Here is a 12,312-nt window from a genome sequence, read left to right as displayed (position 1 = left end):
AAGTTTTTATTAAATTTACCCTTTTATCCGCTCCAAAAACCCTTTTAAAGCGCCACTTTGCCCAATGCGATATAGAGCAAAATCATACTTAATCGGATCATTAGGATCAAAAATCGCAAGATTATTGCTAATTAGCTCTGCGGCCTTATAGTCATAGCTCTTTCTATCGCACAGACCGATTGCTTGAGCGACTTTGTGAGTGTGGGTATCAAGTGGCAAGATTAAATTTGATTTATCAATATTTTTAAACACCCCAAGGTCAATATCACTATCCCTTACCATCCATCTAAGCCACATATTATAGCGTTTGTATGGGCTTTTTGGCTCATTATCAAAGACCTTACCAAAGAAAAACTCATACCCAGTGGATCGATAATTATTTAATTTATATAGCGATTTTATTAGCCCATTTATACCATAAATTATCTTATTATCTCGCATATTTTTAGCGATTATCTCTTCTAAATTTAGCTCTCTAGCCCTAGATATAGTGATGAAAATTTGCGCTACATCAATGCTATTTTGAAATCTATATAGCCAACTGTTTTTGGTTATATAATCATAAATTTTACTTTCATCTAAATTTAAAATATCAAATTCCAAACTATTTAAAAACTTCACAATAGCCTTAGCATTACCATAAGCAAAAAGAGCACAAATAAGCGTTATACCGATATTATCTTTAAATTTAGTAGCGACTTGAAGTGGATCAGCGGCACTATACAATCCATCAGTGGTATTTGCCCTAGATAGTTCATCATCTAAGGCAATTTTGAGCCTATTCATCACTGCTTAATACTCAAAAGCGAATTAAGCATCTGATCAACCGTGGTTATAATCTTAGCTGCGGCTCCATAGCTGCTTTGAAAGCGGATTAAATTTGATAACTCCTCATCCATATTTACCCCGCTAATGCTTTGATGCTCGGCATATACACTAGCATATAGAGATTGATTGGTTGAGTTTAGAGCTATTACCGATTCGGTCCTACTAGCTATATCAGAAGTCAAATATCGATAATACCCAACTATACTCTCATTTTTAACGCTACCATCTTTATTGACAAAATCTATTTGCTTAGTTTGAAGCTGTATCATCTCATTTGCCATTGTGTTATCGCCATCGATTGGGGCTTTGTTTCCTTTGATTTTAGAGCTATCGGCTCTTAGGCTTTGCTCTACTTGCATATTTGCAGCCTTATCACCTTCAAAGAATTGACTCATACCAAACACACCGGCGAAATTTGTTCCATTATCCTCAATTGATATGGTATATTCCCCTATAGCTTGTTTAGGCAAAAATCCCAAATGCCCGGTGCCATTTTTCTCATCATAAGTATATATCGCCTCAAAATAATCATCCAAATCATTATTTAAGTTATTATCGTTATTTCCATCTATATTTGAGTTAAACTGCGATACGATAGAATTACCTTGCCTTGTATCATCCATCGTAGTTGAAGCGTCTATATTTATAGTTTTTGTAGCGACTACTTGGCCTGTGGCATTATACACATTTACAGTGAAACTACCACTTTTTATATATGAGCTGTGATTTTGTAGTGGCGTCTCTGGTAGCATATTTTTGACATCCACACTTGTCATGGAATTTTGAGCTGATAGAGCGTAGATATTGTTTGTATTTACTATCATGGTAGTAGCAAAGGTATCTAAATTATTTCTAAAATCAGTGATAGTCCCATCGGTTAAATTCCCCTCACCATCAAGATTTCTACCACGCATATCTAGCATAGCGCCTACTTTGCCATTGGTGATTTTGCTACTCATCTCCACTCTAGTTTCATCATTTAACTCATAATAAATCGTAGCAAATCCATCTTTTGATCCTTGCGTATCTAGCTTTAATGGGTGAAAATTTGTCCCTTCAACTATAGTTATACCATCGATACTAAGAGTATAATCCCTACCTTGGTCAGTCATACTACCACCATATCTGCTATCAGATAGTATATCATTTTTAAATGTAGAGATATTCATTAAATTTGCCATTGTGGCTTCTAATTGATCACGCTTATCTCTTAAATCATTTGAATTCACCGTCCCACCTTTGGTCTCTGCGGCTTGAATTTGCTTATTTAAATCAGCGATTTGCTGACCTAAGCGGTTAAATTCATCCACTGCCAAAACTATATCTTCATTGATTTTTGAGTGAATGCTTTGTAATTGATAGGCTGTATCATTTATCCTATTTGTCAAAGTTGTAGTGATATTTAACAAATTTGCCTTTTGGCTTGACTCATACGAGTGAGAAGCAAAATCATTCCACGCTTGGTAGTAATTTTGGATATCATTTAACAAACCAGTATCTTGTAAATCCGGAAATCTTTGAGCAATCTCTTTTAAAATCTGCTCTTTATAAGCGGTACTCTCTTTATTTGAAGCTGAATTTTTAAGCTTGGTAAAGGTAAATTCATCATGAATTCTAATAATAGTATCAACCTTAGTCCCAAGACCGATATCGCCAGGAGTTGTATTTAGTGGATTAGCAGCTGATTGGACTACCCTTTGGCGTGTGTAGTAATCACTATTTACATTGGTGATATTTTGACCTGTTACTTGAATTTGAATTTGAGCCGCATTTAGCCCACTTACTCCTGTATATAAAGAATCGAAAATTCCCATATCAAACCCTTAATTTAAGTAGTTTTTCAGCATCAGCTAGGCTAGAGCTTTTATCATCGCCATACGAGCTAGCGCCATTTTGCGCTCCTAACATCGCTTTAAGCAATGAGTCGTAAAATTCCTTTACTACTACTACGGATTTCGCGTACTCTTTATTGACTTTTTGAAGTAACTCTAAAGAGCTTCTTAACTCACCTAGCTTATCTTTTATCTCATCTGATAAGATACTAGCAAGATCTGTTCCGCTATTTGCTTGTGCTAATTTGATTAACTCGCTATCTAATTTGGATTTTGTCTTTTCGAATTTGCGGACTAACTCATTTTTTTTCTTAGTGTGTTCATCTACACATGAGTGGTCAGCTTTTTGTATATTTTGTATATCTTGATTTGTGATTGAAATTAACTCATTAAGCTCTGATATCGCTTCATCTAAATATCGTTTTACCATAATTTTGCTCCTTTGATACCCCAAAGAAGCAAAATGAAATTAGATTAAAGAATCAGCGATTTTTTCAGAAAGGGCGTTTATATCCACCTTATACTCTCCGCTTTTTATCTGTGCGGCTAACTCTTTTATTCTACTATTATTGCTACTTTGAGTTTGTGATATTTCTTGGTTTTTTTTATCTTCGTTTTTTGGCGTTATTACATTGTTATTATAGATAGCGCCTGCTTTTATAGAACCTATCATTATAATTCCTTTTAGCTAATTTATTTAAGCTAAATCGGAAAAATTCAACTTTTATTTAGGCTCTCTCTTTCAAAAAATCATACAACATCTGCGAAAACCCAAATCCACCACTTAAAGACTTGCTAATCGCATCATTATACATAGAATTGTAAATTTTATCCCCTGGATCTTTTGGAAATAGCGGATTTTCATTTTTTAACGCAATATCTAAAACCTCCTTAACCAAAAACGCCTCAAAAGCATCAGTTTGCTCCCTTAGCGCTGCATCATCAACTGCTTTTTCTTTACCTAAATTTTGGGTATTTGCCATATTATAGGCATTTAAAGCCATAGTATTATCTACTCTCATCATATCACCTCCACACCAGCGTGAATCGCTCCGGCGCGTTTTAAATTCTCAATAATTGCTATTATCTCTTTTGGCGTAGCACCAAGCTTATTTAAAGCCCTTGTAATATTAGCAACTGTTATATCTTTTTGATTGATTTTTATCATATTTGTATTTGTATTTATCGCTACATTTCCGATATCCACATCACCTGCTGCCATAGCTGCCGGATCATATCCACCATCATCAATCTGTATTGTGATAGCTCCATGAGAGATAATCACAGGCTCAACCTTGATATTAACCCCACTAACTACCGTTCCAGTTCTCTCATCTATAATCACCTTATCTTCAGATTTATAATCCATCTCAATCTCAAGCACACTAGCCAAAAACTCAACCATACTAATCCTATCTGGCTTATTTAAGCTAATAGTTCTAGGATCTAAAGCCGTAGCCGAATTAGCGCCGAATTTCGCTATTATCGCATTTTGCATATCAATCGCAGTTTGAAAACTAGAATTTTTTAAACTTAAATTCGCATTTGGCTTATTATAGATATCATATACAACCTCTTTTTCTACCAAAGCCCCGCTCATTATAGTTGCAACCGTTGGATGATTACCACCTTTTGCCGTAGAGCCACCAAGTGTCAAAGCCCCTTGCGCCAAAGCATAAATATCGCCATCAACACCTTTTAACGCAGTTAGCAAAAGCGTCCCGCCAATTAAATTTTTCGCATCACCAATAGAGCTAACAGTAACATCCAAATTATCTCCTTGTCTAGCAAATGGCGGTAATTTAGCCGTTACCATCACAGCGGCGGTATTTTTGGATTTAATATCATTTGGATCTATTTTTACATTTACTGTTTGAAGCATATTTGATAGTGATTGAATGGTAAATTCGCTACTACTACCATCGCCTGTTCCATTTAGCCCCACTACCAAACCATAACCGATTAGCTGGTTGTCACGCACACCTACAACACTAGCCAAATCTTTAATCGCCGCAGCCTTAGCCGCAACCGCTATCAAAAGCGATAAAAGCGTGATTTTTATAATCTTCATCACAAGCCCCTAATTTTAAGCATTTTATATTAATTTCCATAATTTAAGCAATTATTATTCCAAATATATCAATACCAAATTAACGCAAAAATTATGAATTTTGACAAAATTTTCGCAATAGCAAAATAACCTTAAATGGTTATTTTACGGAGAACATTTGGAATAATTAACCTTAAAAGGCTTTTACATGGGGTTAGGGGTTGTTAAAAAAAGGAGAGTGAGGAGCCATTGCGTTACTATCATTCGTAGCATAGCTAAACGATAATTTGTATCGTTTAGCTACCATACTACTCATCTGCCAAAAAAGCGCTTTTTATTTTTATCTACTTTTAACGCACGAACAAAGTCCGTGCTAAAGTAGCAAACGCTAAAGTCCCCATAAATGGGGTACCCCTTCCCACTTAAAAAAGAAAAGAAAAATTTAGATTTCTCTCATATTTCAAAAATTTAAATCCGCAAAAAAAGAAATATAAATTTAAAATTCAAATTTCTAAAAAATTTCGGGCAAAGAATTGGGGCGCCCCACGAAGTGGGGCTTTAGGTGGGATCAAGGGCGAATGGGTCACATTCCAAATTTTCGCCGTCGTTTCATCTGCAAGACGGCGCCTATTGCGAAAATTTTGTCGCAAAGCTGGGCTTAGCTCAGCTGCGAAGTAAAAAATAGGGGGTCACCCACTCAAGGAAACCACTCCTAAAGGGGTCGCATTCGCTGGTTTTGTGGGGGGGGGTGCTATAAAATTAAAAATTATATCTAGCTTCAAATCTTAAATGTTTATAATCTCCTATAATTGAGTCTCTATCAATATATGAATACCAAGCTTTAAAATTTAGCTTTTTGCTATATTTATAATCCACTCTAGCTACGGCTTCGTACTCATTGACAGTTGAGTTGATTCTTTTGCGTATTACTTCGCCAGATACATAATCAGCACCTACTCTTACTTTGTTAGCAAATGTATAACCAGCTTTTAAAAACCAATATTTACTTTCGCCAATTATTAAAGAGTATTCTAGTATATTTTCACCAGCATCTATAAAACTACCTTGGTCTTCAAATGAGATGAACGACACTTCATCTGTATCAAACCATACATAACCAGCATTCGCATCAAAGCCAAAAGCTTTAGCGCCAGCTTCTATAGCTGCAAATTTAGCATCATCTAAAGGCAACACTACACCAAGTCTAAAATTTTCTGCCCACATACTTGAAGTGGCGTATTGAGCTTGCAAGCTTAGGTCTATATCAGCTATATTTGTTCCTATTAGTAAATCAGTAGCATATAGTTGAGCTACGCTATCAATAGCGGCATACCATAGTTGGAAGCTAACTAGATTATATGAGCCAATAGCAGCTACACTATAGAGATTTCTATCGGTTATAAATTCTGGTTGCGGGGAGTTTTTATTGCCGATGAAATAAAATCTTGTCCTAATATCATTATCATTTTGAAGGTTATCAAATGCCATACCAGCTAAAGTAAGCCCGTTAATATCGTTATTAAGCACTTTAATACCAGTACCTACCATATCATCAGTGAAGAATGTACCTAGCACTTGGCGACCAGCTGTGATAGTAGTGTTGCCAGCTTTGTATCCTAGATAGAATTGGCGAACATTGAATGTTTGACCATAATTATCATAGTTAAAGCCTGTATCATTTGTCCCTACCTGGGTAGCAGCGTCAGAATTTTCGCCAGAGTTATCACCGCTATCATATCTAAAGCCGATAACGCCAAAGAAGTTATCATCTAAAGCAGATTGAAAATTTATATCAGATGTAAATCTATGCTTATTAATATGACCTTCAATATCATTATATTCACTATCATACCTATATCTTGAATACCCTGATATATCTATATTTTTAATAGTCTCTTCAAGTATCCCAGCACTTGACACGCTTGAAGTGGTTAAATGAGAATACCCACTTTTTTTATTATCTTCAAGCGTCTTAGCGTTTGATATGCTTGAGATGGTAGCTACGCTTATAATAGCAAATAAGCTTAGTTTGACTAATTTCATTTTTATCTCCATATTTAAATATAAATTTATAAATTATAATAATTTATCATTCAATATTTACTAAAAATTTGATAAATTATTACCTATTATTTACCAAAATTTAGCAATCTTTATAAGGGATTAGTTTAAATCAATAGCGTTAAAATCACTAAATTTATTTGCTTATTAGCGGTAAATTTGGGCTATATTAAACTCTTTTTGCGATTTTTTCCATCTTAGCTATTAGTTTTGAGCGTTCATTATCATCTAAATTTCCGTATAAAAGCTGATTCATCGCTTGTGTAAAGTCAAATGTAGCAAAAAGTTTGGCGCGTCATTATTTGCCTCTTTGGCGGCATTTGAGATAGCAGAGCTGGTATCGCTAGACCCATTTTTTATCTCTTGTAAATTTTGTAAAATTTCATCAAATTTGCCGCTTTCATCAAATTTGGCTTGATTTGTGGCTATTTTTATTAATTTTGTGGTTAGCTCATTGTCTATTGTCATATTTTAGCCTTGTATTGTGAATTTACACAATACAAGCAAATTTTAGACCAAAATATCATCCGCCAGTGGCTTGGCTTGAGCCACTTCCGCTTCCACCGCCGAAAAATCCGCTTCTAGCGTTGCTACCGGCTTTTGTGGCAGAAGCTGCGGTGGAGGCTTTGTTAAAGCTATTTACGCTTCTGTTGTATGTGCTTGGGTTGTTGTATGCGCCTTGGCGTGAGTTTTGGTAGGTTGGGTTATTAAAGAGTTTTGAGCCGATCCAACTACCTATTATCGCACCAGCCGCACTAGCTAGGATCGCTTCGCCTAGACCTAAGCCACCATTTCCGCTACTTAAATTTGAGTTTGTCAGACCGCTAGTGCCGGCGTCTATTTTGGCGTTTTCTTCTTGAAGAAGTTTGTCTATTTCAGCTTGGCTTAATAATCTTTCACTCATTACGCCATTAGCATCGCTCTCTCGTAAAAATACTCTAGTATCATTACTTGGGAATTCATCTGCTATTTTATAACTTCCATCGCTTGTTTTTTCTATAAATACGGTTGCGCCTTGTTTTTGGATAGTTTGGGCTGTGTTTGTGCTATTAGACTCGCCGCATCCTGCTAAACCAAATGCTATTATAGCGCCCACACCGCTAGCTATGCTTATATCTTTTAATCTTTTGATATGCTTCATCTTTGCCCTTTAAATTAAAGTGAAATTATAAAAATATAGATTAAATTCAAATTTAACTTATCCCATATTTTATCTTATACTCGCCAAATTCATTTTTAGCAAATATATCTTTGTTATAGTGTTTTTCTACAATTTGCCAAAATTTGGATTTGCTAATGCCTATAAAATTACAAAAATCCTCCACGCATCTAGGGTCTAGTGCGTGGTCTCTCTCTTTGACTAGCTCGATTGCTTTATCTCTACTCATCAGTCCATATCTAACTAGCCTAGCAGCGTAGTCAGTAGCCGTGGCGTGGCCAAATTTAGGATATTTCATCCAGGCATGGACAATATATGCTACGCTATCTACTTGATCGAAATCTTCTATAGTGTGAGTTCTATCCCATTCGCTCTTTAAATCGCTAAAGCCTCTGCTTTTAGCAAAGATATAATTAGAGTATGAATTCCACTTGATAAAATAACTTAGATATATAGGCTCAAGGCTATCTATATCTAAATTTGGGTTATTTGGGTCATAGAATAGTTGTAAATCTTTAAGGTCTATATCTACGCCACTTAAATCAATATCACTTGCTACGCCATTTAAAAATATATCTTTAGCGCTTGGAGTCTCTACTGCGTCGCTACCACCATACTCGTAGCTCACATTTTCGCCATATACCAAAAGCGGAGTATTAAATTTCGCCGCCATAGCAAATGGATAACTATATATAAGGCGATCTATATACCATGTTGGTTTGCCGTATTTTTCAAATGTGTAGAGCATTAGGGCTTTTTGGGTTTTGATATTTGGTTTTAAAGATATTATATGACAGCCAAATTCTTCGCTTAAATTTCTTAAATTACTCTTACCAGCTTTTGTCATTGTGAAGTTATCCTCAACGCTAAAAAGCACCGGATTCATCCCTAAAACCTCTTTCATGATATGGACTTGAAAGTGACTATCCTTACCGCCACTTACAGCAATAGCGCAGTCATAGTCATTTTTGCCATTTCGGCCTCTGTGCTTATCGCATAAAGCTTCAAGCTCTTTAAATCTAGATTTGTAATCGATATTTTTCTTATTTTCGTGATTTATACACGCACTACATTTAAGTCTTCCATCATCTAAGGTAGTAAATTTAATCCCCGGTCTGCTATCAGGCATAACGCAAAAATCACAATATCGCATTACCCCCCCCCTAAAATCTCCATTCATCTATATATCCTTTTTAAATTATTTAAATTTGAAGTTGCGTTTAAAAGCAACATATCAGCTATAACTAGCCTTGCCATTGCCGTAGCTACCACGCTTCCACGCACTCCAATACATGGATCATGTCTGCCACGAAGCTCACATATCGTCTCATCACCATTTAAATTTAGAGTTGGTTGAGCCTTAAAAATGCTCGGCGTTGGCTTAAAATAGCTCTTAATCACAATATCGCTGCCATTACTAATACCGCCTAAAATTCCGCCACAATGATTGGTTATAAAGCCGCTTTTATCTATATAATCATTATTTTGACTTCCAAGCATATTAGCCACGCTTATCCCATCTCCTATCTCTACAGCCTTTACTCCATTTATCCCCATCATAGCATTAGCTAAAGCGGCATCAAGCTTATTATATAGCACTTCGCCTAGTCCAGCGGGAGCGTTTTTGATGATAGTTAAAACACTAGCCCCAAGGCTATCATTTGAATTTTTGGTATTTAGTATTAGCTCTTTAGCACTCTCTTCTGTGGATTCATCAGCCCAAAAAATCTCACTAGAATTCGCAAATTCAAAGTCAATTTTATCAGCTTTTATATCGCCAATTTGCCTTACGCAACTTTGGATATCTATATCAAATTCTCTTAAAAGCAACCCCGCAAACGCCCCACCAGCAACCCTTGCTACACTCTCTCTAGCGCTACTTCTGCCACCACCCCTATGATCTCTAATCCCAAATTTAGCAAAATATGTATAATCAGCATGCCCTGGGCGAAATAGATCTTTGATATTATCATAATCTTTGGAGTGTTGAGAGGTATTAGCCACTATAAAGCCAATAGGGCAACCGGTGGTAAAACCATCATAAATTCCGCTTAAAATCTCTATCTTATCACTCTCTTTTCTTGAAGTGGCGTATTTGCCACCGGGGCGACGCCTATCAAGCTCACTTTGGATAAAGCTCATATCAACTTTAATACCGGCTGGAATCCCATCTATCACGCCGCCTATAGCTACGCCGTGGCTTTCGCCAAATGTGCTTAATCTAAATTTAGTCCCAAATGTATTCAATAGCTATCCTTTCATTGAATTTAGTATCTCTAAGGCCTTTAAAGCGCAAGCCTGCTCGGCTGATTTTTTGCTATTTCCTATGGCTCTTGCGATCTCTTTGCCCTCTAATATCACCGCCATTTCAAAGCTTTTTTTATGATCTGGCCCACTTGAGCTTATTAGCTCATATTTTGGTGCTAAGCCTATCTTGGCTTGGGTGAGTTCTTGAAGAGTTGTTTTGTAATCTTTAGTTAGATTTAAGCTGATATCAGGGAAATTTGCTTCTAATAAAGCTATAAATATGCTCTTCACTTTTTCTAATCCACTCTCTAAATATATAGCCCCCATCAAGGCTTCTAAAGCATCGCTTATTAGGCTTTGTTTCTCTCTGCCGCCGTTATTTTCTTCAGCGGTTGAAAGATATAAAAACTCGCCAAGTCTTAGCTCTTTGGCTATCTTAGCAAGGCTATCTTCATTGACTAGTGAGGCTCTTAATTTGCTTAAGTCGCCTTCGCTTTTGCCTTTAAATTTGTGATATAGATACTCACCTACTATCAAATCCAACACCGCATCACCTAAAAACTCAAGCCGTTCGTTATTGATAGAGCTTTTGATACTTTTGTGAGTTATGGCCTCTTTGAGCAAATTTATATTTTTAAATTTATATTTTAAAAGCTTTTGAATCTCTCTTAGTTTATCCATAATAATCCTTTTTAATCCTTTGTAAGCTTCATCGCTGCATCTTTGGCTAGTTTGTCGCATAACTCATTTTGTGGATGGCCGGCGTGGGCTTTGATCCAGTGGGCTTTGACTTTGTGAATTTGAGTTAATCTATCTATCTCTTGCCAAAGCTCTATATTTTTGACATTTTTAAAGCTCTTCTTTTTCCATCCATCTAGCCAAGAGTTAATCCCATTTGCAGCGTAGCTACTATCTGTGTAGAGATTGACGATACAAGGCTCTTTTAGGGCTTTTAAGCCATTGATGATGGCCAAAAGCTCCATTTGGTTATTTGTGGTATCTAGCACTGCTCCGCTATCATTTTTGGTATATTTTTCATATTCTAAGATATAGGCCCAGCCGCCATTTCCAGGGTTATTTAAGCAACTACCATCGCTAAAAAGAGATACTATTTTCATCGCTCTCCTTTATAACATTTGGGATAATAGCACAACTTCCTAGCCTAGCGCAGTGATTACACCGATAAAAAAATAGAGGATATGAGCCTTTACACTCCTTACAGATATAACTAAAACTTAAAGTAGCATTAAGGTTATTATCTCTAGCGACCTTTAAAAGATTTAAATTAAAATCAGTGATTTGAGCGTTATTTAGCCCCTTAGCGCTATAAAGCTCTTTATACTCATCACCATCTAAAACTCCATCATTAAGATACAAAATATCTATACAATTATCCAAATTTGGCTTGGATTTTATCTCATTTATATCTTTATTATTTGCTATATAAAGCTCTAAAATCATACGATTTATTAGATTAAATTCACCCGTTAATCTATCTAATTTTGCTATTTTTTTATCAAATTCCATTTTGGAATTTTTGATCTCTAAGGCCTTTGTATATGCGATTTGAGCAGCTACGGCTACGCCTTGTTCGCTTAAAGCGTCTAAGACTTCAAGGCTTTTTTGATACATTTTAAGCTTCTCAAATCCCAATCCAAGGTGGCTAAGAGCATCAATATTTTTGGCTCTTAATCTAATGGATTCTAAGAAAACTTCTGTGGATCGCTCTATAAATCCAGCTTTTAAATAGGCTTTACCTAAATTTAAAAATACAAGCTCTTTTTCATCATTTTTAACCGCCTTTTTAAGGGCGATTAAATATATACTAATCGCTTTATTAAAATCCCCATTTTTAGCAAAAATCCCAGCTAAATTAACAAGCGAATTGGAGTCTATATCAAGATTTAATAGCATATTTTGATATTTTTGCTCTAGTTGCGGGGTGAATTTATTGACAAATTTATCTATATTACTCTTTTGATCTTTGAGCGAAAAAACACCCCAAAAATAGCTTAAAATCGCTATCAAAAGCAAAACGCTAAAAAGAACAATAAGCCCAAAAATCGGATCTCTATACTCAATGAAAAAAAAGTCCAAATCTAAAAACCTTACGAAATTTAATGGCGATTATAGCT

14 protein-coding genes are annotated in these 12,312 nt (G+C 35.8%); all 14 read right to left on the bottom strand.

Annotated elements, in window-relative coordinates; all coding sequences use genetic code 11:
- Positions 1-15: 15 nt before the first annotated feature.
- Complete coding sequence (locus CLAN_RS02370; protein ID WP_096017850.1) at positions 16-786, bottom strand: TIGR02757 family protein; 771 nt, start codon at positions 784-786, stop codon at positions 16-18.
- Positions 786-2,642: a flagellar hook-associated protein FlgK gene (flgK, locus tag CLAN_RS02365; protein WP_100590501.1), complete on the bottom strand. Its 1,857-nt coding sequence runs from the start codon at positions 2,640-2,642 to the stop codon at positions 786-788. Before flgK ends, CLAN_RS02370 begins: the two co-directional genes overlap by 1 nt.
- Position 2,643: 1 nt before the next feature.
- Positions 2,644-3,090: a flagellar export chaperone FlgN gene (flgN, locus tag CLAN_RS02360; protein ID WP_100590500.1), complete on the bottom strand. Its 447-nt coding sequence runs from the start codon at positions 3,088-3,090 to the stop codon at positions 2,644-2,646.
- A 39-nt stretch (positions 3,091-3,129) separates the two neighbouring features.
- The gene (locus tag CLAN_RS02355; protein ID WP_096022399.1) at positions 3,130-3,333 is read right to left on the bottom strand and encodes a flagellar biosynthesis anti-sigma factor FlgM; all 204 of its coding nucleotides are present in this window, start codon (positions 3,331-3,333) and stop codon (positions 3,130-3,132) included.
- Between the two features lie 55 nt (positions 3,334-3,388).
- Positions 3,389-3,643, bottom strand: coding sequence for a rod-binding protein (locus tag CLAN_RS02350; protein ID WP_390885750.1), 255 nt, complete (start codon positions 3,641-3,643; stop codon positions 3,389-3,391).
- Positions 3,644-3,681: 38 nt separating this feature from the next.
- A complete protein-coding gene (locus CLAN_RS02345) occupies positions 3,682-4,731 on the bottom strand; it encodes a flagellar basal body P-ring protein FlgI (RefSeq protein ID WP_170000563.1) in 1,050 nt (349 codons plus the stop codon).
- A gap of 738 nt (positions 4,732-5,469) precedes the next feature.
- Positions 5,470-6,753 (bottom strand): major outer membrane protein, encoded by a 1,284-nt coding sequence (locus tag CLAN_RS02340; protein ID WP_100590499.1) that lies wholly within the window; start codon positions 6,751-6,753, stop codon positions 5,470-5,472.
- A gap of 270 nt (positions 6,754-7,023) precedes the next feature.
- The gene (locus tag CLAN_RS02335) at positions 7,024-7,239 is read right to left on the bottom strand and encodes a hypothetical protein (RefSeq protein ID WP_100590498.1); all 216 of its coding nucleotides are present in this window, start codon (positions 7,237-7,239) and stop codon (positions 7,024-7,026) included.
- Between the two features lie 55 nt (positions 7,240-7,294).
- The gene (locus tag CLAN_RS02330; protein ID WP_100590497.1) at positions 7,295-7,912 is read right to left on the bottom strand and encodes a UPF0323 family lipoprotein; all 618 of its coding nucleotides are present in this window, start codon (positions 7,910-7,912) and stop codon (positions 7,295-7,297) included.
- Positions 7,913-7,964: 52 nt separating this feature from the next.
- On the bottom strand, positions 7,965-9,083 hold the full coding sequence (locus CLAN_RS02325; RefSeq protein ID WP_096022215.1) for an N-acetyl sugar amidotransferase: 1,119 nt from the start codon (positions 9,081-9,083) through the stop codon (positions 7,965-7,967).
- 23 nt (positions 9,084-9,106) lie between these two features.
- Positions 9,107-10,177, bottom strand: a complete 1,071-nt coding sequence (aroC, locus tag CLAN_RS02320; RefSeq protein WP_100590496.1) for a chorismate synthase — start codon at positions 10,175-10,177, stop codon at positions 9,107-9,109.
- Positions 10,178-10,180: 3 nt separating this feature from the next.
- Positions 10,181-10,858, bottom strand: a complete 678-nt coding sequence (gene rnc, locus CLAN_RS02315; protein WP_086228372.1) for a ribonuclease III — start codon at positions 10,856-10,858, stop codon at positions 10,181-10,183.
- A gap of 11 nt (positions 10,859-10,869) precedes the next feature.
- Positions 10,870-11,295 (bottom strand): ribonuclease HI, encoded by a 426-nt coding sequence (rnhA, locus tag CLAN_RS02310; RefSeq protein WP_086232231.1) that lies wholly within the window; start codon positions 11,293-11,295, stop codon positions 10,870-10,872.
- A complete protein-coding gene (locus CLAN_RS02305; protein WP_100590495.1) occupies positions 11,273-12,274 on the bottom strand; it encodes a tetratricopeptide repeat protein in 1,002 nt (333 codons plus the stop codon). The genes rnhA and CLAN_RS02305 overlap by 23 nt, the downstream gene beginning before the upstream one ends.
- Positions 12,275-12,312: the final 38 nt, after the last annotated feature.

Source organism: Campylobacter lanienae NCTC 13004 (assembly GCF_002139935.1).
Classification (GTDB): Bacteria; Campylobacterota; Campylobacteria; order Campylobacterales; family Campylobacteraceae; genus Campylobacter; species Campylobacter lanienae.
This window is presented reverse-complemented; position numbering and strand designations above follow the sequence as displayed.